Genomic DNA, 24643 nt, shown 5'->3' with positions numbered 1-24643 from the left:
GCGAGGGCTTCAGTCCACCTCCACGACGGCCTGGGTGAACTGGGCCGAGTACAGCCGGGCGTAGGCGCCCTCCGCCGCCAGCAGCGACTCGTGCGTGCCCTGCTCGACGATCCGCCCGTTCTCCATGACCAGGATCAGGCTGGCGTCGCGGATCGTGGACAGCCGGTGCGCGATCACGAAGCTGGTACGCCCCTCGCGCAGCGAGCTCATCGCCCGCTGGATGAGCACCTCGGTCCGGGTGTCGACCGAGCTGGTCGCCTCGTCCAGGATCAGGATCGCCGGCTCGGACAGGAACGCCCTGGCGATCGTGATCAGCTGCTTCTCCCCCGCGCTGACCGTCGCGCCCTCCTCGTCGATCACCGTGTCGTAGCCGTCGGGCAGCGTGTGCGCGATGCGGTCGACGTGGGCGGCCTCCGCGGCGGCCTCGATCTGGGCGCGCGTGGCGCCTTCGGCCCCGTAGCCGATGTTCTCGGCGATCGTGCCGCCGAACAGCCAGGTGTCCTGCAGCACCATGCCGATGTTGGCGCGCAGCTCCTCCCTGGACATCTCGGCGACGTCGACGCCGTCGAGCGTGATGCGGCCTCCGGTCACCTCGTAGAAGCGCATGATGAGGTTGACCAGCGTCGTCTTGCCGGCTCCGGTGGGGCCGACGATGGCCACGGTCTGGCCGGGCTCCACGGTCAGCGACAGGTCCTCGATCAGCGGCCGGTCCTCGGCGTAGCGGAAGGACACGTTCTCGAACGCCACCCTGCCCCTGACCTGCGCCGGCCGCGCGGGCTTCGCGGGGTCCCCGGACTGCTCGGGGGTCTCCAGCAGCTCGAAGACCCGCTCGGCCGAGGCGACGCCGGACTGCACCAGGTTCGCCATGCCGGCCACCTGGGTCAGCGGCTGGCTGAACTGCCGTGAGTACTGGATGAAGGCCTGTACGTCGCCCAGCGAGATCGAGCCCGAGGCCACCTTGAACCCGCCCACCACGGCGACCAGCACGTAGTTGAGGTTGCCGATGAACATCATCGCCGGCTGGATGAGCCCGGAGATGAACTGGGCGCGGAAACTGGAGGCGTACAGGGCCTGGTTGTGCTCGGTGAAGGTCTCGGCGGCCTCCTGCTGCCTGCCGAAGACCTTGACCAGCGTGTGCCCGCCGTACATCTCCTCGATGTGGCCGTTGAGCTTGCCCGTCGACGACCACTGCTTGATGAACTGGGGCTGCGACCGCTTGCCGATGACCGTGGTGACGTAGACCGACACGGGCACCGTGACCAGCGCGATGAGCGCCAGGATCGGCGAGATCCAGAACATCATCACCAGCACGCCCACGACCGTCAGCACGGACGAGATGAGCTGGCTCATCGTCTGCTGCAGCGTCTGCGCGATGTTGTCGGTGTCGTTGGTGGCCCGGCTGAGGATCTCTCCGCGCGGCTGGCCGTCGAAGTAGCTCAGCGGCAGCCGCGCCAGCTTGGCCTCGATCTGCCCGCGCAGCCGGGACGCCGCCCGCTGCACGACGGTCGTGGTCAGCCGGAACTGCACGATCCCGAGCAGCGCGGCCACCAGGTAGATCGCCAGCACCCAGGCCAGCACCTGGGCCAGCGCGGTGAAGTCGATGCCCTGGCCGGGCACCACGCTCATCGACGACACCATGTCGGCGAACGTGCCCTGGCCCTGGGCACGCAGCCCGGCCACGGCCTGCTCCTTTGTGGCGTCCGCGGGCAGCCGGGCCCCGATGATGCCGGAGAAGATCAGGTCCGTGGCGTGGCCGAGGATCTTGGGTCCGGTCACGGTCAGCGCGACGCTGGCCGTGCCGAGGGCCAGGACGACGATCAGCAGCGCGCGCTCGGGCCGCAGCAGCCGCAGCAGGCTGTGGAACGTACCGCCGAAGTTGAGGGCCTTCTCGGCGGGCCCGGACATCATCCTGGCCGGGCCGAACCCGGGCTGGGGACGACGCGGGGGTGCGTCGGCGGTGCTCATGCCGCGGCCTCCTGTTCGGTGAGCTGGGACAGCACGATCTCGCGGTACGTCGGGCAGCTGTCCATCAGCTCGGTGTGGTCGCCGCTGCCGACCACGCGGCCCTCGTCGAGGACGAGGATGCGGTCGGCGTCGCGGATCGTGTTGACGCGCTGGGCCACGATGACGATGGTGGCGTCGGCGATCTGGTCGGACAGCGCGGCCCGCAGCCGGGCGTCGGTGGCGTAGTCGAGGGCGGAGAAGGAGTCGTCGAACAGGTAGATCTCGGGCCGGTGCACCAGTGTCCTGGCGATGGCCAGGCGCTGGCGCTGGCCGCCGGAGACGTTCGTGCCGCCCTGGGAGATCGGCTCGTCGAGGCCGCCGGGCATCTCCTGGACGAACTCGCGCGCCTGGGCCACCTCCAGGGCCTGCCACAGCTCCTCGTCGGTCGCGTCGGGCCTGCCGTACCTCAGGTTGGAGGCGATGGTGCCGGAGAACAGGTAGGGCGACTGCGGGACCAGGCCGACCGTCCTGGCGAGCACGACGGGGTCGAGGTCGCGGACGTTGACGCCGTCGACCAGCACGTCGCCGGCGGTCGCGTCGAACAGCCGCGGGATGAGGTTGAGCAGCGTCGTCTTACCGCTGCCCGTGCTGCCGATGATCGCGGTGGTACGCCCTGGCCGCGCCGCGAAGCTGACCTCGCACAGCACCGGCTCCTCGGCGCCCGGGTAGCGGAAGTCCACCGAGCGCAGCTCCAGCTCGCCGATGCGCCGCTCCGGGGTGACGGGGTCGGCCGGCGGGTGGACGGTCGGCTTGCTGCCGAGGACCTCCTCGATGCGTTCCGCGCAGACCTCGGCCCGCGGGATCATCATGAACATGAACATCGCCATCATCACCGACATGAGGATCTGCATCAGATAGGAGATGACCGCGGTCAGCGCGCCCACCTCCATGGCGCCCTCGGCGATGCGGTGGCCGCCGAACCACACCACGGCGACGCTGGAGACGTTCACCACCAGCATGACCGAGGGGAACATCAGCGCCATCAGCCGCCCGACCCGCAGCGACACGTCGGTCAGCTGGTCGTTGGCCACGCCGAAGCGCTCGCGCTCGTGCCGGTCGCGGACGAACGCCCTGATGACCCGGATGCCGGTGATCTGCTCGCGCAGCACCTGGTTGATCCGGTCGATGCGCTCCTGCATCGTGCGGAAGAGCGGGCGCATCAGCACCACGATCACGCCCACGATGATGATCATCACGGGCAGCACGACGAGCAGCAGCGACGACAGGGTGGGGTCCTGGCGCAGCGCCAGGACGATGCCGCCGACGCACATGATCGGTGCGGCCACCATCATCGTGAACGTCATCAGCACGAGCAGCTGGACCTGCTGCACGTCGTTGGTGGTCCGGGTGATCAGGGACGGCGCCCCGAACCTGCTGACCTCCTGGGCGGAGAAGTCCTGCACCCGGTGGAAGATCGCGGCCCGCAGGTCCTTGCCCAGCGCCATCGAGGTCTTGGCGCCGTAGTAGACGGCCACGACCGAGCAGACGATCTGCACGAGCGTCACGACGAGCATCACCAGGCCGACGCGCATGATGTAACCGGTGTCGCCCTTGACGACCCCGTCGTCGATGATGTCGGCGTTGAGCGTGGGGAGATAGAGCGTGGCCAGCGTCTGCACGAACTGGAAGAGGACGACGAGCGTGATCTCTTTCCCGTACGGCCTGAGCTGGCCCCGCAGAAGACGCAGCAGCATCAAGATGCGCTTTCTGTCGAAGGGGTGGGGGACGGGCTCATGAGCAGCCCGTCGAGCAGGACGGAGACGATCTCTTCGTCGTCCATGTCGCCGAACTCGCCGCCATGGCCGAAGCCGCGGTGCACACTCACCGCGATCAGCATGAGCAGCAGATGCGCCGCGGCCTCGGGCGAGCGGCGCAGCCGGTCGCGGTCGGGCTCGACGAGGGCGGCCAGGCCGGCCGCTATCCGATGCCTCGAGCTCATCATCCGCTCGTGGAACTCGGCGTCGTCGGCCATCAGCTCTCTGGGCGCGGCCATGAGGTTGGCGTTGGCGCTCATGCCGGCCCGCAGCAGCGCGACGGCCTGAGACAGCCGCGCGCGCAGCTCGGCCCGGGTGCCGATGGCCGCCAGCGCGTCCACCGCCGGCTGCGGGTCGAACGCGCTCATCAGCGCCGCCCGCAGCAGCGAGGCCTTGTCGGGGAACACCCCGAAGATCGTGCCCTCGGCCACTCCCGCGGCCTCGGCGATCTGCCGGGTGCTCACCGCGGTGCCGTACGCGCGCAGCAGCGGGAGCGTCGCGGCGATGAGCGCGGCACGGCGCTCTTCTGGCGCCATGGCCGGCACTCGTTGTCGTCTTGCCATGCGGCGATCCTAATGAGCGAGTACTCACTCGTTCAAATGGTTTTACGCCGTACGTCCGTCCATCACCCCGATGGAGAAGATCGCGCTAGTCCGGGAGGGTGGGCTCGGTGTCGTTCCAGCCCGCGTCCACGACCAGCCAGGAGCCGAGCATCCTGCCGGGAACCTGCCACTTCTGGCTTTCGGGGCCCGGTTCGAGCTGGATGTCCCGGCTGCCCAGGACCATGCCGGTCCGCTGGTCGAACAGCACCTCCCGCCGGATGCTCCCGCGTCCGTCGGCGCTCTCGAACGGGGCCGCGAGGCCGACCGCGGCGCGGCCGAGTGGATCGGTGACGGTGCCCAGCTGCTGCATGCCGGGATAGTCGGTGATCAGGCGCATGAGACCGGCTCGCACCTTGGGCGGCACGGGCGTGTTCGCGAGGACGTCGAAGACCCCGTCAAGCACGTTTTTGGGGCCGTCGCAGTGCTTGGGCCGTCCCGACCGGCCTGCCGCGAGCTTGACCGAGCCCTCGCACAGGATCTCGCGCAGCTCTCCTGGCTCGGTGGGGAACTCCTGGAGCTCCTGATAGCTGAACTGGCCCATGCCGGGGATGTGGAAGGTGCCGCCGCCCTGGTCGTCCGGATCGTCCACCTCCCAGGCAGCCGACTTCGTCCTGACGGTCCTGCTCACTCCCGACGAGCGAATGGTCCAGCTCGACGGGGAGCCCGCCGCACGCCAGGCGTCCGCGTCGGCCCGGGTCTGAGGCCTGCCCGCGAAGTCTCGGCCATAGAAGGACTCGCCGTCGCCGCGGGCACGTCCCGTCCACTTGAAGAACTCGCTGCGCTCTTCCACGACGTACCCGCCGGTCTTGCCGAGCGCGAGCGCCGCGAAGGCGGTGCGCTGGCGGGTGTACCAGTAGCGGCCCTGCTGTTGCCGCTCCGCCTGGGAGGCGGCGGCCAGCATCAGGCCGCGCGGCGACAGGGGACGAGGGGTGACCTCCACGCCTGGTCGCGGACGGGCGGCGTCGTCGGTGACGAGCGTCAGGCCCGCCACCGCGGCGACGACCGTAGCGGCGGCCACCAGGCCGATGGGCATGCGCCACGCGCGGCGGGTACGCGGCCGTGCGGTGTCGTCCTGGCTCAGCATCCGGCCACGGGCGGACGCCGCGACCTCCTGGGAGGGCGGGGGCGGGTCGTCGTACACCCCGCGTACGAGATCCAGTTCGTTCATCGGCGTGTCTCTTCCTCGTCCAGGAGCGGATTCGTCCCGCCCAGCGCCTTGCGCAGCTTCTTGCGGGCCCGGTTGAGCCGCGAGGACACCGTGCCGAAGGGCACGTCCAGAGCCTGTGCCACCTCGTCGTAGCTCAGCCCCGGGAGCGCCACCAGCAGCAGCACGTCACGCTGGTCCGCGGGCAGGGTGGCGATGGCCTCGGCCAGCGCGCGTTTGACGCCTTGCGCGCTCACCTTCGCCGTCACCTCGTCCTCGTGGCCCCGGGCCGGCTCCGCCTCCGGATGCAGCCGGCCCACCGCTCGGAGGAGGCGCACCTCATCGCGGCGGTACCGGCTGATGAGGTTGGTCGCGATGCCGTAGAGCCAGGGACGGGCGCTGCCGCGGCTCGTGTCGTAGCGGCGGCGCCGGCGGAAGGCGAGGGCGAACGTCTCAGCGGAGACATCGTCGGCGGCGTGCGGGCCGAGGCGGCGGGCGACGTAGCGGTGGATCTCCGCGTAATGCGCGTCGAAGACGGCGCCGAATCGCTCGGGTTCGTCCCAGGACCGCTCGATCACCGCGGCGTCGTCCTGCGGCGGTGGGGCGACGCCCGGCGGATCGGCCAGGTGTGGCTCATTCATTCAAAGGCCTTGGGGTCGGCGGGACATCGGTCACCTGCTGTTGCCCGCAGGCCGCCGTCGCCTTCCCCTGAATTCCCGGTGCCCGTCCGAGGGCACCGGCGGGTCGTACCCCTAGTCGCGCACGCCGCCGGGTCCTGGCAGCAGCGCCGCGGCGTCCTTCACCTCGTCGCCTGCCCTGAAGCGCTTGCCGAGCCCGGTGATCTGCAGGAGCCGGGCCACCCGGGGCGTTATCCCGCTGAGCGCGAGCCGGCCCCCTGCGGCCTCCACGGTGTTCGCGGTCCAGATCAGCGCGTTCAGCCCCGACGAATCGCAGAAATCGACCGCCTGGAGGTCGGCGACGATGAGCGGTGGATCGAGGCGCGACATCGCGTGGGCCAGACTACGGCGGAACTCGGCCGCCGAGGCGAGGTCCAGGTCGCCGATCGGGCTCAGCACGGCGACGCCGTCCCGGTCTTCGGCGAGCACGGTGAAGCCGGCCTGGCCTACGTTTCCCATGACACTCCGCCGCCCTCCGCCGCCGGGATCTCACGCAGCCGGGCGTAAGTGGCCGCGTACTTTATCTTTGCACAATGCAATGGAGCCGGGAAGCTGATTCCGGCCGTGTGGACGGCCTCGCAGACCTGAGTCCAGGTATGCCGGTACAACAGTGCGTATGGCGGAAGGCGATGCGGGCCGGGTGCAAGGAGAGGATCTTTCTGCCGTCATCTCGGCGGTCTTGACGGGCTCGCGGCTGCTGGTCGCCGTGACCGCGCGCTCGCTGGGGGCGGTCGAGGACGGAGTCACGCTGCCGCAGTTCCGGATGTTGGTGGTGCTGTCCGGGCACGGGGAGACCAAGCTGGTCACGATGGCCGAGCTCCTGGACGTCAACTCCTCCACGGCCATGCGGATGGCCGATCGCCTCGCGTCCGCCGGCTTGATCGTGCGGGAGGTCAATCCGCACAACCGGCGCGAGAGCCTGATGCGGCTGACGGATGAGGGGCGGCGCATCGTGGACGAGGTGATGGAGCGCCGCCGTAAGGAGATCGGCGCGATCGTGGCGCGGATGTCCGCCGCGCAACGCCGCGCGCTGATCTCGGCGATGAACGCCTTCAACGACGCGGGCGGCGAGCCCCCGGTCACCGGGCCGCACCCCCTGGGCTGGCCCGACGTCTGAATCCCCGGCCCGCGCTCTTCGCAGACGTGAAGACGCGCTGGAGGCCCAGCGCCGGGTCAGGCCGACGGCGTGGGAAAGCTTTCCGCGGTGGTCAGGCCGGTGCTCTCCAGGAGCCGCTGGTGGTTTGACGTAGGTGGTGTCGTAGGAGGAGCCGGATTCGCTGGAGATGTCGCTCATCCAGGCCTGCTGGACCGTGGTGGGCCTCACCGGCAGCTTGACCTTCAGCTTGGTGGCCGGCTCCCGGACCTGCTCGTCGAGCGTGTGGTGCTGGGCCGCGATCTCCTTGCTGATCTGGCGCACACGGGTGGAGCCGGCGCGTTGCATCGCCCGACGGCACCGGCGCAGGGGTGAAGACTGGGCGCATGGAGTTCTTCTGTTTTCACCGTGACCGGCCCGGTTCCTTGCCGCTGCGCGAGAAGCTGGTGGAGGAGCACTGGTCCTACATGGACCGGTACGCGAAGGAGCTGATCGCCCGCGGCCCGACCTTCACCGCCGATGATGAGATGCCCACCGGCAGCGTGCACATCGTCGATCTGCCGGACCCCGCCGCGGCCCGCGCGTTCGCCTTCGACGAGCCCAACTATCAGGCCGGGGCCTACCGTGACGTGCTGCTGCGCCGGTGGAGCAACAGGCTGGGGCGGACGATGTGGGATTTCCCCGGCGGCCGGACCGGTGGCAACCGCTACCTGGTGCTCGGGCTCGGCCCTGAACAGGGCGCCGAGCCCGCCGTGCCGGCCGAACGGGACGAGCTGATCGCGTACGGGCCGCTGCTGTCCGACGACGGCGCCACCTGGCTGGGCACAGCGGCGCTGGTCCGGGCGCCCGACCCGGAGACGGCCCGCGCGGTCCTGTCCCCGGACCGGTACGCCGACGTCGAGGTGCACGACTGGGAGTTCGGCGGGCGCCGATGACGCGCCCCGGTGGTCAGTGGTAGGCCAGGTTCACGACCAGGGCGGCCACCGCCAGGGAGAAGAACACGGCCCAGACGCCGAGGTGGTGGTTACGGGCGCGCAGGTGGGCGGCGAACGCGCCGAGGAAGTACAGCACGAGGCCGGCGGCGGCGAGGATGCCCAGCACCGGCACGGCGAAGCCGGCCAGCAGGCCCAGTGAGCCCGCCGCCAGCAGCGTGCCCAGCGGCAGCGTCCAAGACCGCGGCACGCGCATCTTGTCCGCTTGCTTCTTCGGGTAGTCGTGGCCGATGAGGTTGGCGACGGCGGCCACGCCGTTGACGGCCGACGCGAGGAGGGTGACCACGACATAGGCGGTGAACACGACGCTCTCCTTGTCCGTGAGGATGCACGACTGGTTCTTCATGTCACGGACGGGACAGCCGCCCCGAACGTGACACTCCTCCATGACAGATCGCGCTGACCGTCAGGCTGTACAACCTCCGGTACGCCTACCAGGGCAAGAGCTGCCCTGGCGCTACGGCTGTGGCCAGAAAGGTTCGCCGGCCTCGCCGTCCCCGTTTTCCACGTGGTGTCCCGCCTCCTTCAGGGCGATGACGGCCTGCTGCTTTCTCTGCTGGGGAATCAGAACGAGGTCGGCGTGGAAGGTGGAGGCGACGAACACCGGTATGGCCGCCTCTGCCAGCGGCGTGACGATCGCGGCCAGCATTCCGGGGACGTCCAGGTCATGGGCGGTGGCGCCACCGTAGAAACCGATCCACCCTTCTCCGGGGTCCAGAGGCGGGGCCGCACGGACCACGGTCAGCCCTTCGGGCCCGCGGACCAGCACGACCCAGTCGTCCCCGGGTGACGCCGTATGCGGCAGCTGCTCAACGGCGAATACCGGGGAAACGATGCGCAGGTGCTGAGCCTTGGACGAGGTCATGGACGCGTGTCTACCAGAGATCCGGCGGCCCCACTCGTCCGGCCCCAGCGCTAGTCCCGGCCGCCGGGGTGCGAAAGGCCGGCCGGCTGCTCGACGTTCAGCGAGTCGATCAGCTCGTCGGCCTCGTCGTTGCGTACCGGGGCGATGAGGCCGACGAGCACGAACACCACCAGCGCGGACAGGACCGGCGTGGCCACCTCCTCGGTCTGGCTCTGACCGGGGAAGACGTACTTCAGCAGCGCGAAGACCACGAGCCCGGTCGCCCAGGAGCCGATCGCGGCCGCGGGACCGCAGCGGCGGAACATCGGCAGCATGCCGAGCAGCATGGGGATGGCGATCGGGCCGACCAGCGCGCCGAACCAGAGGATCAGCAGGCCCAGCACGCCGCCGAAGCTGTCCACGCTGAGCGCGATGCCCATCGACAGCGCGATGAACAGGAACGTGGAGACCCGGCCGGCCAGCAGCTCGGACTTGGAGGACAGCTGGTTCGCCCGCTTCCAGACCGCGGGGATGATGTCCCTGATCACCACCGAGGAGATCGCGTTGGCGTCGGAGGACGTCATCGCCATCGTGTGCGCGAACATGCCTGCCAGCACCAGGCCGATCAGCCCGCCGGGCAGCAGCTGCTGGGTCAGCAGCGCGTACGACTGGTCGGGCTCGGCCAGGTTGGGCAGCAGGATCGGCGCGGCCCACATCGGGAAGAACAGCACGAGCGGCCAGAACAGGTAGAGGCCGGCGGAGAACAGCGCGGCGCGCCTGGCCGAGTCCCCGGTCGGCGCCGCGATGAACCGCTGGGCGAGGTTCCAGGTCCCGCCGTTGTAGGAGAGCGTGTTGATCAGCAGGTAGACCAGGACGAAGCCCACGGTGTACTTGTCGTTGAACGGCTGGCCGTGGCCCTCCGGCAGGCGGTCCCACAGCGTCCAGATCGCGGAGACGCCGCCGAGCTGGGCGAGCACGGCGACGAACATCGTGATCCCCGCGACGAGCTGGATGACGAACTGGCCGAGGTCGGTGAGCGCGTCGGCCCACAAACCGCCGATCGTCGAGTAGATCAGCGTGACCCCGCCGGTGAGCAGCACGCCCCAGGCGATCGGCACGCCCGCGAACACCTGGAGCAGCAGCGCGGTCGCCGCCCACTTCGCGCCGACGTCGAAGACCTTGAGCGCGGTGCCGCTCCACGCGAGCACCTGCTGCGCCGGCACGTTGTAGCGGGTCGCGAGGTACTCCAGCGGCGAGATGATCCCGAGCCGCTGCCGCAGCCGTGGCCAGCGCGGTGCGAACAGGAACGACCCGACCACCATCGCGAACGTGATCCCGATCGCCCACCAGACGTACAGGGTGAAACCGGCGGTGTAGGCGATGGCCGCGTAACCGACGAAGACCGCTGAGCTGTAGCCCGACATGTGGTGCGAGATACCGGACAGCCACCAGGGCATCCTGCCTCCGGCGGTGAAGAAGTCCTTGGCGTCGTGGATGCGGGACTTCGCCCAGACGCCGATCGCGATCATCACGACGAAGTAGCCGCAGATCACTAGCCAGTCGAGAAAACCCATGAGATCTCCCAGGTCGGGGGTGGGGAGCCGTGCTGATCAGGTGGTGGTAGGAGGTCGGATGGCGGTCGGGGCCGAGGTCGGCAGGTCACGTGGTGGTGGGTGGTGGGTGGTGGGTGAAGGGTGGCTGAGGGCGCGTCAGGTGGTGTGGACGTGGACGCCGTTCACGTAGGTGTGCAGGACGGACAGGCCGGGAGTGGTGACGATCAGGTCGGCGGGCGCGCCGGGCTCGATGCGGCCGCGGCCGGTCCCGAGCAGCCGGGCCGGGTTCGCCGCGGCCAGGGTCACCGCGGTGCCGAGATCGACCTCGGTACGCGTGACCGCCCAGCCGACGCACTCGATCAGCGAGCTGCCTGACCCGGCGAGCAGCTCACCGCCGGGCAGCGTCACCCGGCCGTCCTCCCCCACCGTGATCCGGCCGCCGACCGGCGTCGTGTAGTCGCCCGGAGCACAGCCCGCCAGCGCGACCGAGTCGCTGACCAGCACCGCCCGGCCGATCCCCTTGGCGCGGAGCATCGCGGTGAACGTGTCGGCGGGCAGGTGGTGACCGTCCGCGATGAACGACGCGGTGAGCCTGTCCTCGGCGAGCTGCGCCCAGATGTAGTTGGGGTGCCTGCGGATCATCGCGTGCGCGCCGTTGCCCAGGTGGGTGGAGAGCCGCGCCCCCGCCCGTACGGCCGCCTCGATGGCGGCGGGCTCCGCCGCGGTGTGCCCGATGGACACGATCACGCCCTGCCGGGCGAGCTCGGCGATGTAGCCGGCGGCCCCGGCCCGTTCCGGGGCCAGGGTGACGATCTTCACCAGCCCGCCGCTCGCCTCCTGCCAGCGCCCGAACTCGGCGAGGTCGGGATCGCGCAGGTGCCCGGCGTCGTGCGCGCCGCGCGGCCCGTCCTCGGGCGCAAGGTAGGGCCCTTCGACGTGCAGGGCGGGGATGGCGTGCGCGACCAGCGGGTCGGCCGCGCGTGCCGCCGCGATCACGGCCAGATTTCTGGTGATCTTGTCTTCAGGCGCCGTGATGATCGTGGGGCACAGCGTCGTGGTGCCGCGCCGCCGCAGCTCGCGTACCAGGTCGGCCACGTCGCCGGTCGAGAGGCCGGCCGCGTTGAAGTCGTACCCGCCGTACCCGTTGACCTGGAGGTCCACCAGGCCGGGGAGGATGAGCACGTCGGGTGCGTCACGGGTCTCGCGGACCGCCGCGATCCGCGGCCCGTCCAGCTCGACGCGTACGTGACGCCCGTCCGCGAGCCGCCCGTCGATCGTCACGCCGTCTCCCCGGCGAGTGCCCGCGCGGCGGCCATGACCTGGCGGCCGGCGTCGGGCGTGAACGCGGCACGCAGCCCGTACGCCCGGTGGGCCTCGCAGATCTCGTACCCGCCCGCGGCGTAGTGCGTCTCCGGGTAGGGCAGGTAGCCGGGCACCCCGCCCGTGTACCCGGCGACGAGCAGCCCGGGATCGCCGAGCGCGGCGCGCAGCTCCACGGCGAACTCGACGAAGGGCTCGCCGGGCAGGAAGACCAGCGGCACGCCGCCCCAGCGGTGCACGGCGACCTGGACCTCGACCGCCGCCGGCCCGGTGCCGGCCAGCTGGGCGCGCGCCCACCCCGTCCAGATCCCGTCGGGCTCGGCGGCGAGCGCGCGCAGCTCGCCGGGCGTGAGCGGGTCGCCGAGCGGCAGCTCGACGCGCGTGGCGGCGACCGACACCGGCCCGGCGGCCGGTTCGGTGCCCGCGGCGAGTACGGCCTCGCCGACCTGGGCCCCGATCCGCTCGGCGGCCTCGAAGGTCCTGCCGGGCTGCGGCTCGGCGGCGCGCAGGCTGTCGAGCGCGGTGTGGCCGGTGTTGAGCTGGCCGCAGCAGCCCTGCAGGAACAGGGCCACGCCACCGATCCTGGACTCCAGGTGCCGTCGCGCGTAGCCGGGCCAGTCCGCGGTGATCCGATGGTTGTCGGGGCCGAGCGTCACCGGGTGACAGGCGTGGGAGAACACGGTGGCGATGGGCTCGCCGTTCTCGCGCTCCAGCCGTACGACGGGGACCGCCGGATCGGTGAGCGTCCCGCCGCGCCGGTTGGCAGAGACGCCGTGCAGCGTGCCGCAGCCGCGCCGGAGGACGGCGGGCTCCAGTGCGCCGAGCGCCGCGACGGCGGCGCCGGCGATCCTGGCGCAGGCGTCCCCGACGTATCGCGGGTCGGCGACGCCGCCGATGCCGCCCCTGGTCACCGCGGGGCCCGCGTGCGTGTGCGTCACCGCCACGGCCACCCGCCCGGCCGGGATCCCGGTGCGCTCCTGCACGTCGCCGGCGATCCGGCGGGTGGTGTCCGGGTCGAGCGCGATGAGGTCGCAGGAGATCACGATGGACGTGGTCACGCCGTCGGAGACGGCCACGGCGGTGGCCAGGAGGGGGTCGTGCACCGCGGTGGACCCGGAGGCCCGTGCGGCGTACCCGGCCAGCGAGCCGCCGACCGGCGGCGTGATGTCGGCGACCGCGGCCCCGGCGAACAACCGCACACCTTCCCCGGCGCGCGACCCCTCCTGGGTCACGGTCAGCGTGCCTCCCCTTGCCACGGCGGGCGGCTCCTGTTCGGTCACAGGAAGCGCATCTGCCCTGGTCGTGGCCGGTGAATCGGGCCCGGTCACAGCCATCGGACCCGTCCGCGGAAGCGGTCGAGGAAGAGCCCGTTGCGCTCGTCGCCGCCCGGCGCGTTCCCGCTGCGCCAGATCTCCGGAACGGTGCCCCGCCCGGCCAGCTCGGCGATCGCCGCGGCCATCACGCAGTTGAGCGTGAAGGCGTTGGCGAACGTCGAGATCGCGCCGACCCGCTCGGGGACCCCCTCGATCTCTATTACGGCGTCGCCGATCGGCACCTTCGTGTCGATGTGCAGGTCGACGAGGTCGTGCAGATTCTGCTTGGTGGGGTGCCTGGCCGGGTGTCCGGGCGCGGTCCCGTCGGCGTGCTCCCTGGAGGAGACGCCGATGACGCTCACGCCACGCTCGCGGGCGGTCAGCGCGGCGTCGATGAGCGCGGCGTTGATGCCGTACGCGTTGACCAGGATGAGCAGGTCGCCCGCGCCGAGCCGGTTGTCCTCGATGACGATGCGCCCGTAGCCGGGGGTGCGTTCGATGGCCATCGAGCGCAGCGCGCCGCCGGACAGCAGCGTGCCCTCGTCGAGGATCGCGCTGACGTTGACCAGGCCGCCGGCGCGGAAGAACACCTCCTGCGCGGCGAGGTTCGAGTGCCCTCCCGGGCCGTAGACGTAGATCAGCCGGTCCGCGCCGTGCCGGGCGATGTGGTCGGCGATGAGCGTCGCCGCCGTCCCGATCGCGTCGGCCTCCTCGGCCTCGATCCTGCCGATCAGGCCCGCGACCTGCTCGGCGTACGTTCGCATGAGCGACGTGTGCCGTCCGTTTTGCACCTGCAGGCTCCTCGTGACCGATGAAAGCGATTGCAGGCATTTAAGACCATGTCCGAATCCCGGTCAAGAGCCGGACCGCGGCCCCGTGGAGTCTCGCGCCACGAAGGCGCCCGGCAGCGTGACGTGCTCAGGCGTGCCGCCCGGCGCCTCGATCTGCCTGGTCAGGACCTGGACCGCGGTGGCGCCGAGGTCGTCCATCGGCGCGGTCATCGTGGTCAGGCTCGGCGTCACGGTCCTGGCGAGAAGCACGTCGTCGCAGCCCACGACGCTGCGCTCCCCCGGTACGGAGACGCCGCGACCGGCCAGCTCGGCGAGCACGCCGCACGCGCTGAGGTCGTCGAAGGCGAAGGCCGCGGTGGCGTCGGTCCCGAGCAGCGCGGCGCCCGCCTGCCTGCCGCCCTTGAACGTCGCCCTGAACGGCCCCAGCTCCACCAGCTCGGCCCCGCGGCCCCGCGCCCACCTGCGGATCGCCTGCGAGCGCCGGGCAGCGGCCCACGACGCGCTCGGGCCGGCGAGCAGCGCGAACGAGCGATGACCGTGCTTGTAGAGGTGCTCGCCCGCGTCGAAGAGCGCGCTGGTGTTGTCGCAGACCACCGAGGACAGGTCGCGCAGCGGGCGGTTGAGCAGGACGCAGGGCAGCCCTCTCGCGGCCTCGCGCAGCGCCGCCGACGACGAGCGCGGCGAGGCCACGATCACCCCGTCCACCCTGCTGCGGAGCTGGGCGACGTGTCTCACCTCCGCCGCCGCGCTCTCCTCCGCGTCGACGAGCATGACCGAGCTGCCCATCCGCTCCGCCGTGCGCTGGATCGCCCGTACGAGCAGCGGGAAGAACGGGTTGGTGATGTCGGGGACGATCAGCCCGATCATCTCGGCCCGGCCCGTGACCAGGCCGCGCGCGGCCGAGCTCGGCTGGTAGCCCAGCTCGCGGGCGGCGGCCATGATCTGCTCCCTGACCGGCGGGCTGACCAGCTCGGGGCGGTTGAAGGCGCGCGAGACGGTCGCGGCGGAGACGCCGCACCGCTGAGCGATGGAGTAGATCGTCGGCTTGCTCACGCCGCGGCTCCTCAGCATTCGTCCGACCCAGCTTGACCGAAGTACTCTAGCGAAGCCAGAATCCATGCAATCGCTTTCATTGTCCGGCTACGAAAGGACGGCATGGGTTCCGAGCAGCCCGAGCGGATCGCCCGCAGGCAACTCGAGGACGTCATCCTCCCGTTCTGGCTCGAGAACGGCATCGACACCGAGCACGGCGGGTTCTTCACCTGCTTCGACAATCGCGGCCGGCACCGGCTGTCGGCGAACAAGTTCACCTGGTCGCAGGGGCGTTTCATCTGGTTGCTCGCCCGCGCCGCCCGGCTCGCCGACCGTGGCCTGCTCTCGCTGGACGCCGCGCGCACCGACCCGGGCGCGCTCGTCCGGCACGCGGAACGCGGCGCGGCCTTCCTCCTCGACCACGCCGTCCACGCGGACGGCCGGTGCGCCTACGTCCTGGACGAGCGGGGCGGGACGGCGCTCGACGAGGAGGGCCGGCCGCTGCCCGCGGAGCGCAGCGTCTTCGCCGACGCCTTCGTCGCCATGGGGCTGGCCGAGCTCACCCGCCACACCGGCGCGCCCGATCTCCTGCCCGTGATCGACGCGATCGTCCAGCGGGTCGCGGACGACGTGGCGGCGGGCGATCCGCCGACCCCGCCGTACCCGCTGCCGCCCGGCTGCTCGGGGTTCGGCGCCCGCATGATCGTCCTCAACGCCCGGCTCGACCAGGCACGCGCGCACCAGGCGGCGTCCGCCCTCGGGACGAACCCCCACGCGGACGATCTGCGCGCCGCGCGCCGGGCCATGCTCGCGCACCGGGAGGACGGCGGCCTGTTCACCGAGACGTTCGTTGCCGATCCCGGCAGACGGGACACGATCCTGGCCAGGCACCGCACCCCCGGCCACGCGCTGGAGGGCATCTGGATGGCGCTGGAGGCGGGCGAGCTGCTGGGTGAGACCGGGGACGACGCCGACCTGCTGGCGAGCGTGCCGGCCCTGTGCGAAGCCGGATGGGACGACGCGTACGGCGGCCTGTTCCGCTACGTCGGTGTCTCCGGCAGGACGTACGGCGGGCCGTACGAAGACCTGGTCAGGCGGACCTGGTCGACCAAGCTGTGGTGGGTCCACACGGAAGCCGCCTACACCACCCGGCTGGCGGCCGAGCGCTACGGCGACCCGAAGGCGGCGGCCTGGTTCGGCCGGATCTGGGACTACACGCTCCGGACGTTCCCCGGTGGGGCGGACGGCGAGGAGTGGATCCAGATCAGGGACCGGGCCGGGGCGCCACTCGACGAGGTCGTCGCCCTGCCGGTCAAGGACCCGTACCACATCGCCAGAAACCTCATGCAAATCGTTGAGCTCGCTGCTCAGGGAGATCAGCCGTGACAGGCACGAACACGGAACCCGTGATCAAGCGGAAAGCCGGGCACCTCGATGTCCGGATATACAGCGACAGGGCGCAGTCGGGTGCCGCCGCGGCACGCGCGGCGGCGGCCGTGTTGCGCACGGCGCTCGCCGCCCGCGGCGAGGCCAGGGTGGTCTTCGCGGCCGCGCCCTCGCAGCGGGAGACGCTGGCCGGCCTGCGCGCGGCCGAGGGGATCGACTGGTCCAGGGTCGCCGTCTTCCACATGGACGAGTACATCGGCCTGCCCGCCGGCGCGCCCCAGAGGTTCGGCCGCTTCCTCGCCGACGAGCTCTGGGACGCCGTACGGCCGGGCGCGGTCCACGTGATCGACCCGGGCGACGACCCGGAGGCGGCGAGCGCCCGCTACGCCGAGCTGCTCGGCGGCGGGCCCATCGACCTGGTCTGCCTGGGCATCGGCGACAACGGCCACCTGGCGTTCAACGATCCCCCGGTCGCCGACTTCGCCGATCCCCTCACGGTCAAGGTCGTCGAGCTCGACGACGCCTGCCGGCGGCAGCAGGTCGGCGACGGGTGCTTCGCCACGCTCGCGGACGTGCCCGCGCGGGCGATCACGCTGACCGTCCCCGCGCTGCTGGCCGGGCGCACGCTGGTCGCCACCGTGCCCGGCGCGAGCAAGCGGGCCGCGCTCGCCGCCGCGCTCGGCGGGCCGGTCTCCGAGAGCTGCCCCGCCTCCGTGCTGCGCACCCACCCGGACTGCACGCTCTTCGCCGACCTGGAGGCCTACCAGTGAGAATCACCGACGCCCAGGTGATCGTCACCAGCCCGGGCCGGAACTTCGTCACCCTGAAGATCACGACGTCGGACGGCGTCACGGGCATCGGCGACGCGACGCTCAACGGCAGGGAGCTCGCGGTCGCCTCCTACCTGCGCGACCACGTCTGCCCGCTGCTCATCGGCCGCGACCCCGCGCGCATCGAGGACACCTGGCAGTACCTCTACCGCGGCGCGTACTGGCGGCGCGGCCCGGTCACGATGACCGCGATCGCGGCCGTCGACACCGCGCTGTGGGACATCAAGGGCAAGGTCGCCGGGCTGCCCGTCTACCAGCTGCTCGGCGGGCGCTCGCGCGACGGCGTCACGGTGTACGGCCACGCCAACGGCGAGACGATCCCCGAAGTGCTCGACGAAGTCGCGAAATATGTCGATCTCGGCTACCGCGCGGTCCGCGTGCAGTGCGGCGTCCCCGGCCTCGACGCGACCTACGGCGTCAGCCGGGACAAGATGTTCTACGAGCCCGCCGATGCGCGGCTGCCGAGCGAGGCCACCTGGTCGACCGAGCGCTACCTGCGCGTCGTGCCCGAGTTGTTCGCCGCCGTCCGCGACCGTTTCGGCTTCGACCTGCATGTCCTGCACGACGTCCACCATCGGCTCACCCCGATCGAGGCCGGCGGGCTCGGCGCCCGGCTGCAGGAGTACCGGCCGTTCTGGCTGGAGGATCCGGTGCCCGCCGAGCTCCAGGAGGGGTTCCGGCTGATCAGGCAGCACACCACGACGCCGATCGCGGTCGGCGAGGTGTTCAACTCGATCTGGGACTGTGAGCAGTTGATCCGCGAGCAGCTCATCGACTTCATCCGGGCCACGGTCGTCCACGCGGGCGGCATCACCCACCTGCGGCGGATCTTCGACCTCGCCGCGCTGCACCACGTGCGCACCGGCTCGCACGGCGCCACCGACCTCTCGCCCGTCTGCATGTCGGCCGCGCTCCACCTGGACCTCGCCGTCCCCAATTTCGGCATCCAGGAGTACATGCGGCACACCGAGGCCACCGACGAGGTGTTCCCGCACGGTTACCGCTTCGCCGACGGCTACCTGCATCCGAGCGAGGAGCCCGGTCTCGGCGTCGACATCGACGAGAAGCTCGCCGCCCGCTACCCCTACGAACCGGCCTACCTGCCGGTCAACCGGCTCACCGACGGGAGCATGCACAGTTGGTGAGACTCAGCCGCGCCACCCTGTCCAGGGTCGCGCCCGCCGCCCGCCCGCTGGCGCTGCCGCGCCTCACCGGCGTGGTGCACCTGGGCATCGGCGCCTTCCACCGGGCTCACCAGGCCGTCTACACCGAACGCGCGATGGCGGCGACGGGCGACGACCGCTGGGGCATCTGCGGCGTCAGCCAGCGCAGCACCGACGTGGCCGAGCGGCTGCGCCCCCAGGACTGCCTGTACGCCGTGCGCGCCGGCGACGAGGTCCGCGTGGTCGGCTCCGTGCGCGAGGTGCTCGTCCCCGGTGACGACCTCGCCGCGCGGCTGGCCGCGCCGCAGACCGCCGTCGTCACGCTGACCATCACGGAGCAGGGCTACCGCCGCGGCCAGGCCTCCGGTCAAGCATCGAGCCCGGCGTCAGGGGCAGCGTCAGGCCCGGCGTCAGGCGCAGCGTCAGACCCGGCGTCAGACGCAGCATCCGGACCGGCGGCAGGCGCGGCGGCCGGCGCGGTCGGGCGGCTCGTCGCCGGGTTGCGCGCCCGTGCCGCCGCGGACGCGGGCCCGCTCACCGTCCTCTCCTGCGACAACCTCCCCGACAACGGCGCGACCCTCGCCCGGCTCGTGGCGGAGCTGTGCGAGCCGCCGCTGCTCGCCTGGGTCGAGGAGAACGTCACGTTCCCGGCCACGATGGTGGACCGGATCGTCCCCGCGACCACGCGGGCCGACCTGGACGACATGGCCGCCAGGCTCGGCGTGCGCGACCTGGCGGCGGTCGTGACGGAGCCGTTCGCGCAGTGGGTGATCGAGGATCGCTTCGCAGGGGACCGGCCGGCCTGGGACGAGGCGGGCGCGCTCCTGGTGGAGGACGTCCGGCCGTACGAGCGGATGAAGCTGCGCCTGCTCAACGGCAGCCATTCGGCCATCGCGTACCTGTCGGGGGCGGCGCTCGTGTCCGAGGCCGTGGGCGATCCCGCGTTCGCCGGGTTCCTGCGGCGGCTGATGGACGACGACCTCTCGCCCACCCTGGACGGGCTGGACGGGTTCGACCTGGCGGGGTACAAGGAGTCGCTGCTGGCCAGGTTCGCCAACCCCGGCCTGCGGCACCGCGTCGCGCAGATCGCGGTGGACGGCTCGCAGAAGCTGCCGCAGCGCCTGCTCGACCCGGCGCGCGACCGGCTGGCCGGCGGGCACGAGCCCCGGTGGATCGCCCTGGCCGTGGCCGGCTGGATGCGGCACGTCACCACGGCTCGCGAGCTGCACGACCCGCTGGCCGACCGGCTGCGCGGCGACGGGACGGCCTCCGCCGCGGCGACCGTGCACCGCCTGCTGGCGATCGAGGAGATCTTCGGCGCCGACCTCCGGGAGAACGAGGTCTTCACCGGGCTGGTCACGGACGCCCTGGAACGGCTCACCGCCGACGGCGGTCGCGCGCTCTTGTCATAGCCGCCTCCGCAAATTACGGTCAGGACCGTAATGAATTCTTCGGAGGTGGTACATGCGCATCATCGTGGCAGCGCTCCTCGTCACCTTATCCCTGGCGAATCCGGCCCAGGCTGAAACATCTGCCGCTCCACCGGCGGGCTGCGGCTTCGCCGCCCTCGGCACCCTCCCGCTGACCGGCGCCACCACGGCCGGAACCGCACTCGACGCGACCTACACCGGCGGCCCGCGCGTCTACTCCGTCACGTCGAGCGCGTCCGGTCCCGCCGTGCTCGGCGTCAGGAACGCCCGCGACGGCAGTCTGATCGCCGAACGCCCGCTCCCGCTGGCACTCGGCTCATGGGCCGTCACGGTGGCGCCCGACCACTCCGTCTACGTCGGCAGCTACAACGCCACGGCGGGCGCGATGGGCCGGCTGTTCCGCTACACGCCCGCCACCGACCAGGTGAGCGAGCTCGGCATCCCCCTCGCGACCGAGACGTTCGTCTGGACCGTCGCCGCCAGCCCGGACGGCTCGTCCGTGTACGGGGGCACCTCGCCCAGCGGCAAGCTGTTCCGCCACGACACGCGCACCGGCAAGACCACGGACCTGGGCAGTCCCGTCGCCGGCGAGCAGTATGTCAGAGACCTGGCCATCGCCTCCGACGGCACCGTCTACGCCGCGCTCGGCGCAGCCAGCATGAAGATCGCCGTCCTGACGCCGGACGGCGTTCAGAAGAAGGTGATCGCGCCGCCGATCGAGGGCAGCGGCTGGGCGTACGACGTGGACGTCGCAGGCCGATACCTGTTCGCCCGCTTCGTCACCCTCACGGGCGCCAACCCGATGGGCGTGTACGACCTGCGCCGGGGCGTGTGGAAGGACGTGGTCGACGACGTCGACAATTTGACCGTCGGCGGCGGCAAGCACGGCCATGACCTGTACCTGTTCCAGAACGACGAGCTCGCGAAATACGACCTCAAGACCGGCAAGATCAAGAAGCTGGGCTTCACCGAGTACGGCGAGGGCGCGGCCCGCCCGCTCGGCTGGCTCGGCCACACGCTCGTCGGCACCAGCTCGACCGGCCGCATCTGGCACTACGACCGCAAGACGGGCCAGGGCCGGCTGCTCGACGCCACGCTGACCGGCCAGCCCGTCAGCATCCGCTCGCTCGGCAACGGCCCCGACGGCCGCGTCTACGCGGGCGGCTTCTTCACCGGCGGCCTGGCCGCCTACGACCCGGCGACGGGCGAGTCCCAGTACTGGCAGAACGTCGGGCAGAGCGAGGGCATCGTCACCCACAAGGGCAAGCTCTACCTCGGCGTCTACCCGGGGGCACGGATCTACGAGTTCGACGGCGCCGCGCCGAGACAGCTGCTCAGCCTCGGCGACCAGGAGCAGGACCGGCCCTTCGCCATGATCTCGGCCGGCGACTGGCTCGCCTTCGGCACCGTACCGAAATCGGGCGCCGTCGGCGGCGCGCTCGGCCTGCTCGACCCGGCCACCGGCCGCACGGTGATCAGGCGGAACCTCATCCCCGGCCACAGCGTCATCGGCCTCGCCTACCGCGACGGGGTGATCTACGGCGCCACCTCCGCCTTCGGCGGCATCAGCACCCCGCAGGGCGACGCGGCCGTCGTCTTCGCCTACGACATCGCCACCGACTCGGTGAAGTGGCGGACCGAGCCGGTGGCCGGCGACCTGGCCCTCGGCTCGATCACGTTCGACGCGTCCGGGCGGCTGTGGGGCCTGACCCCGGACGCGCTGTTCGAGCTGGACCCGGCCACCGGCCAGACGCTCAGGACCGCCAAGCACCAGACCTACCCCTGGTCGACGGCGACCCAGGTCTGGCTGGACACGAACATCGTCTTCCACCGGGGATTCCTGTGGGGGAAGACGCAGGGCAAGGTGTACCGGATCGATCCGGCCACGATGTCCTTCACCCTCATCGCCCGGCCCATCTCGAACCTCCTCCAGGGCTCCGACGGTCATCTGTACCTGTCACGGATGGAGAGCTTCTCCACCTACCGGATCTGCTAGCGCGCCACCCTGAACAGGCGCGGCCCCTCCGCGAAGTAGACGTCTCCCGACCCGTGCACCGCGAGCTGGTGCACGGGTCCCTCCTTCAGCACGGTGTGCCGGCCGGTCAGCGGGTTCAGCTTGAAGACGTACTGGCCGGCGTGCGCGCCGTACAACGAGAGGTCGCGGCGGTTGAAGACGAGCCGGCCGGTGGCGCTCTTGCTGCCGGAGAGGGTGATCCGCTTGGTCACCTTCCTGGCGGCGGTGCTGACCGCGAACACCTCGCCGCCGGCGATCCCCCACAGCCTGCCCAGCGCGTCGAACGTGAGGTCCGGGATGGCGGGCTTGCCCGGCGCGGGGACGAGCTCCCACAGCAGCCGGTTCTCCTTGACCGACCAGGCGAACAGCTTGGCCTCCGGCTGCGTCGGCGGCGTGGCCGACTGCCCGCTGTAGATGGAGGTGCCGCCGTAGAGGACGCCGTCGCGGTAGGCGAGCGCGACGATGCTCTGATCCTTGATCACGTCGCGCTGGGCGTGCTTCAGCGTGCCCGTCTTCGCATCCCACAGGGCCAGCACGCCGCCGAGGTGGCCGAGGTCCGGCATGGTCCCGGTGGCGAGGTAGCGCCCAGCGGAGACGATGGCCCTGGGCCTGATCTGCTTGTCGGCGGCGAGATCGAACAGCCGCGCCGGGTTGGCCGCGGGGCCCGGCTCGGGGCTGGGCGAGTACTCGGTGCTGTTCCACGGCAGCTTCGGGTCGTAGGCGTAGACGCGGGCCTCGGGATAGGCGCCGATGTAGAGCTTGCCGTCGTGCGCGGCCATGTCCTCGCTCTGGGAGAAGGTGTGGAACTCCTCGCGCTCACCCGTCCGGGCGTTCAGCGCGGCGAAGCCGCCGTTGAGGAAGCCGCCCGCGTACATGCGGCCGTCGGGGCCCTCCGCGAGCGCGGTCACGTCGATCGGCTCGCCCCTGACGCCCGTCTGGACGAACGACTTGGCGCCGGTCTCGGGGTTGTAGCGGAACATCAGGCCGCGCCAGAGCAGGCCGACGATGCTCCTGCCCGGGTAGTCGGGCAGGCCGAGCTCGGCCCAGCCGATGCCGCGCGTGTTGGCGACGCGGCCGGCGAACGGCAGGCCGGTCGGCGTGGTGACCTTGGTCCTGGGGTCGTAGCGGACCAGCTCGCCGGCCTTGACCAGGTAGACCCGGCCTTCCTCGTCCGGTGGGGAGACGTCGAGGCCGTGTGCGGGGTCGATCGTGTCGATCCAGCGGCCCGCGGCGATGTCCCAGACGTGGAGGGGGCCGGGAGAGGCGCCGCCGTAGCGGACGTACAGGTGGCCGGCGGCGGCGTTCACGTCATATGCCCATTTGCCCGCCGGATCCAGACCGTCCGGGGTGGGGAGCTGCTTGCTCACGCCGGTGGCGGCGTCGATCTCGAACACCGCGGCGGGCGCCTCGGTGCCGGCGTAGATCTTGCCGTTCGCGTACGAGACGCTGCGGACGTACGCGTGCGCCGGCGACAGCCTGCCGTAGTCGCGCGCCCCGGTCGCCGGGTCGTAGGCGAACAGGCGGCCGCCCGGATAGGTGCCGCCGTAGACCGTCGCGCCCTCGCCCGCGGCCAGCGACCAGATGAAGGTCTCCGACGCGATCGGCCTGCCGAGGTCCTGCACGCCGGCCTGCTCCGTCCAGCGGAACAGGTGGCCCTGGCCGTACGTGCCCGTATAGACGCTGCCGTCGGGCGTCGCGTCGACCGCCCACGAGCCGTCCGCGCCGGGCAGATCGAACCTGGCCGCCTCGGCCCCGGTGGCGGGATCGACGGCGTTGAGGTGGGCGGGGCTGCCGGAGGAGGCGCCCCACAGGACGGTCCTGCCGCCGGGGCCGGGGGCCACCGTGCCGCCGATCAGCAGGACGTCCTGGAGAGGCACGCCCAGGTCCTCCGGTGCGCGGGCGGGCTGCGCGCTCACGGGCGCGGCCATGGCCAGCAGGGTCGTCACCGTCAATGCGGCAGCCGACAGGCGTCTTATTAAGGTCATGCCCGAAAACTTAAGAACGCATCCCCTGACCGTCAATACCTAATTACGGATCAGACCGTATCCAATTCAGCCTCGTGACGTACGCCAGGCCCGTTCCCACTGCCGGGTCAGGGCCGGGTAGACGATGAGGTAGCGGAACGGCGCGATGGCGGCCATGTAGAGCCGCCCGAACCATCCGTTGTGCTTGACGAGGACGGCCAGCCGCAGCTCATGGTCGCCGTTCGCGCCCTGGACCCAGCCGAGGTGCATCACGGCGTGCACGGTCTTGTTCGCCAGCTCGCGAGCGGACTCCATGTCCAGCTCGTAGACCGCCGTGAGGGGCATGCTGCCGTCGTCCGGGCCGCGCGGAGCCGCGCGGATGTCGTCCGGCAGCCGGTCGTGGAGCGAGGCGACCCGCGCGCCGACGCCCGCCGACGGTTCGTCCCAGCCGAAGAGCGCGCCGAGCCTCCACCGGAGGTCGAACAGGAACTTCACCGCCCCGGTCTGCCGCATGGGCCCGCCTGCGGCTCGCATCGCCGCGAGCATCGACGGGAAGTCGCCGGGCCCGGCTCCGGGCGTGCGGTACGACCACACGTCCTCGACCGTGAAATCGCTCGTGAGTTCGTGGATGCGCCACGGGCGCGAGGTGTGCGTGGTTGTCTGCAGCTTCACGAGAGCCAAGCTAGAAGCGGCCGGGCGATACCACCTCCCCCGGCGGGGGGATTTACCGCACCGTC

22 protein-coding genes and 1 pseudogene are annotated in these 24643 nt (G+C 71.4%); 7 read left to right on the top strand and 16 right to left on the bottom strand.

The genetic code is table 11. The features are described from left to right. Positions 1 to 9 precede the first annotated feature (9 nt). The 6 genes from ABEA43_RS15560 to ABEA43_RS15535 all read right to left on the bottom strand — a co-directional run bounded on the left by ABEA43_RS15560 (position 10) and on the right by ABEA43_RS15535 (position 6640). Positions 10 to 1965, bottom strand: a complete 1956-nt coding sequence (locus ABEA43_RS15560; protein ID WP_345562346.1) for an ABC transporter ATP-binding protein — start codon at positions 1963 to 1965, stop codon at positions 10 to 12. Further along, positions 1962 to 3698, bottom strand: coding sequence for an ABC transporter ATP-binding protein (locus ABEA43_RS15555; RefSeq protein WP_345562344.1), 1737 nt, complete (start codon positions 3696 to 3698; stop codon positions 1962 to 1964). The genes ABEA43_RS15560 and ABEA43_RS15555 overlap by 4 nt, the downstream gene beginning before the upstream one ends. After that, complete coding sequence (locus ABEA43_RS15550) at positions 3698 to 4321, bottom strand: TetR/AcrR family transcriptional regulator (protein WP_345562342.1); 624 nt, start codon at positions 4319 to 4321, stop codon at positions 3698 to 3700. Before ABEA43_RS15550 ends, ABEA43_RS15555 begins: the two co-directional genes overlap by 1 nt. A gap of 85 nt (positions 4322 to 4406) precedes the next feature. Continuing rightward, positions 4407 to 5528, bottom strand: a complete 1122-nt coding sequence (locus ABEA43_RS15545) for a CU044_5270 family protein (protein WP_345562340.1) — start codon at positions 5526 to 5528, stop codon at positions 4407 to 4409. Next, entirely contained in the window at positions 5525 to 6145 is a 621-nt protein-coding gene (locus ABEA43_RS15540; protein ID WP_345562338.1) for an RNA polymerase sigma factor, read from the bottom strand. The genes ABEA43_RS15545 and ABEA43_RS15540 overlap by 4 nt, the downstream gene beginning before the upstream one ends. Before the next feature lie 111 nt (positions 6146 to 6256). Next, complete coding sequence (locus tag ABEA43_RS15535) at positions 6257 to 6640, bottom strand: STAS domain-containing protein (RefSeq protein WP_345562336.1); 384 nt, start codon at positions 6638 to 6640, stop codon at positions 6257 to 6259. 157 nt (positions 6641 to 6797) lie between these two features. Between ABEA43_RS15535 and ABEA43_RS15530 the strand changes: the two genes are divergently transcribed. Beyond that, complete coding sequence (locus ABEA43_RS15530) at positions 6798 to 7298, top strand: MarR family winged helix-turn-helix transcriptional regulator (protein WP_345562334.1); 501 nt, start codon at positions 6798 to 6800, stop codon at positions 7296 to 7298. Positions 7299 to 7433: 135 nt separating this feature from the next. Here the strand turns inward: ABEA43_RS15530 and ABEA43_RS68180 are convergent. Next, positions 7434 to 7622, bottom strand: a pseudogene (locus tag ABEA43_RS68180) (DUF4142 domain-containing protein); the annotation flags it as partial. A gap of 38 nt (positions 7623 to 7660) precedes the next feature. Here ABEA43_RS68180 and ABEA43_RS15525 point away from each other — a divergent pair. Continuing rightward, on the top strand, positions 7661 to 8209 hold the full coding sequence (locus ABEA43_RS15525; protein ID WP_345562332.1) for a YciI family protein: 549 nt from the start codon (positions 7661 to 7663) through the stop codon (positions 8207 to 8209). A gap of 13 nt (positions 8210 to 8222) precedes the next feature. Here the strand turns inward: ABEA43_RS15525 and ABEA43_RS15520 are convergent, their stop codons facing one another. The 7 genes from ABEA43_RS15520 to ABEA43_RS15490 form a co-directional block, all read right to left on the bottom strand. Continuing rightward, positions 8223 to 8612 carry a DoxX family protein gene (locus ABEA43_RS15520; protein ID WP_345562330.1) on the bottom strand — a complete coding sequence of 130 codons (390 nt, stop codon included), beginning with the start codon at positions 8610 to 8612 and terminating at the stop codon, positions 8223 to 8225. Between the two features lie 111 nt (positions 8613 to 8723). Then, positions 8724 to 9131 carry an ACT domain-containing protein gene (locus ABEA43_RS15515; RefSeq protein ID WP_345562327.1) on the bottom strand — a complete coding sequence of 136 codons (408 nt, stop codon included), beginning with the start codon at positions 9129 to 9131 and terminating at the stop codon, positions 8724 to 8726. A 50-nt stretch (positions 9132 to 9181) separates the two neighbouring features. Continuing rightward, positions 9182 to 10684, bottom strand: a complete 1503-nt coding sequence (locus tag ABEA43_RS15510; protein ID WP_345562325.1) for a sodium:solute symporter family protein — start codon at positions 10682 to 10684, stop codon at positions 9182 to 9184. Between the two features lie 135 nt (positions 10685 to 10819). Beyond that, positions 10820 to 11944, bottom strand: a complete 1125-nt coding sequence (locus ABEA43_RS15505; protein ID WP_345562323.1) for an N-acetylglucosamine-6-phosphate deacetylase — start codon at positions 11942 to 11944, stop codon at positions 10820 to 10822. Next, on the bottom strand, positions 11941 to 13239 hold the full coding sequence (locus tag ABEA43_RS15500; protein WP_345562321.1) for a neutral/alkaline non-lysosomal ceramidase N-terminal domain-containing protein: 1299 nt from the start codon (positions 13237 to 13239) through the stop codon (positions 11941 to 11943). The genes ABEA43_RS15505 and ABEA43_RS15500 overlap by 4 nt, the downstream gene beginning before the upstream one ends. A gap of 68 nt (positions 13240 to 13307) precedes the next feature. Continuing rightward, positions 13308 to 14087, bottom strand: a complete 780-nt coding sequence (locus ABEA43_RS15495; RefSeq protein ID WP_345562319.1) for a sugar isomerase domain-containing protein — start codon at positions 14085 to 14087, stop codon at positions 13308 to 13310. Positions 14088 to 14150: 63 nt separating this feature from the next. After that, positions 14151 to 15140: a LacI family DNA-binding transcriptional regulator gene (locus tag ABEA43_RS15490; RefSeq protein ID WP_345562318.1), complete on the bottom strand. Its 990-nt coding sequence runs from the start codon at positions 15138 to 15140 to the stop codon at positions 14151 to 14153. Positions 15141 to 15242: 102 nt separating this feature from the next. Here ABEA43_RS15490 and ABEA43_RS15485 point away from each other — a divergent pair, with 102 nt between their 5' ends. From ABEA43_RS15485 to ABEA43_RS15465, 5 genes are read left to right on the top strand one after another with little or no spacing between them, the layout of a single operon-like run. Next, positions 15243 to 16505, top strand: coding sequence for an AGE family epimerase/isomerase (locus ABEA43_RS15485; protein WP_345562317.1), 1263 nt, complete (start codon positions 15243 to 15245; stop codon positions 16503 to 16505). Next, the gene (locus ABEA43_RS15480) at positions 16502 to 17275 is read left to right on the top strand and encodes a 6-phosphogluconolactonase (RefSeq protein WP_345562315.1); all 774 of its coding nucleotides are present in this window, start codon (positions 16502 to 16504) and stop codon (positions 17273 to 17275) included. The genes ABEA43_RS15485 and ABEA43_RS15480 overlap by 4 nt, the downstream gene beginning before the upstream one ends. Further along, complete coding sequence (gene manD, locus ABEA43_RS15475) at positions 17272 to 18480, top strand: D-mannonate dehydratase ManD (protein ID WP_345562313.1); 1209 nt, start codon at positions 17272 to 17274, stop codon at positions 18478 to 18480. Before ABEA43_RS15480 ends, manD begins: the two co-directional genes overlap by 4 nt. Beyond that, a complete protein-coding gene (locus ABEA43_RS15470; RefSeq protein ID WP_345562602.1) occupies positions 18477 to 19910 on the top strand; it encodes a mannitol dehydrogenase family protein in 1434 nt (477 codons plus the stop codon). Before manD ends, ABEA43_RS15470 begins: the two co-directional genes overlap by 4 nt. A 52-nt stretch (positions 19911 to 19962) precedes the next feature. After that, entirely contained in the window at positions 19963 to 21924 is a 1962-nt protein-coding gene (locus ABEA43_RS15465) for a ligand-binding sensor domain-containing protein (RefSeq protein WP_345562311.1), read from the top strand. On the opposite strand, the gene ABEA43_RS15460 is transcribed toward ABEA43_RS15465, so the two are convergent. After that, a complete protein-coding gene (locus ABEA43_RS15460; RefSeq protein ID WP_345562309.1) occupies positions 21921 to 23927 on the bottom strand; it encodes a PQQ-binding-like beta-propeller repeat protein in 2007 nt (668 codons plus the stop codon). The two genes, ABEA43_RS15465 and ABEA43_RS15460, sit on opposite strands and share 4 nt — an antisense overlap. A gap of 66 nt (positions 23928 to 23993) precedes the next feature. Next, positions 23994 to 24578 carry a DUF2867 domain-containing protein gene (locus ABEA43_RS15455; RefSeq protein ID WP_345562307.1) on the bottom strand — a complete coding sequence of 195 codons (585 nt, stop codon included), beginning with the start codon at positions 24576 to 24578 and terminating at the stop codon, positions 23994 to 23996. Between the last annotated feature and the right edge of the window lie 65 nt (positions 24579 to 24643).

The sequence above is a fragment of the Nonomuraea rosea genome, from assembly GCF_039539705.1.
GTDB classification, from domain to species: Bacteria; Actinomycetota; Actinomycetes; order Streptosporangiales; family Streptosporangiaceae; genus Nonomuraea; species Nonomuraea rosea.
This window is presented reverse-complemented; position numbering and strand designations above follow the sequence as displayed.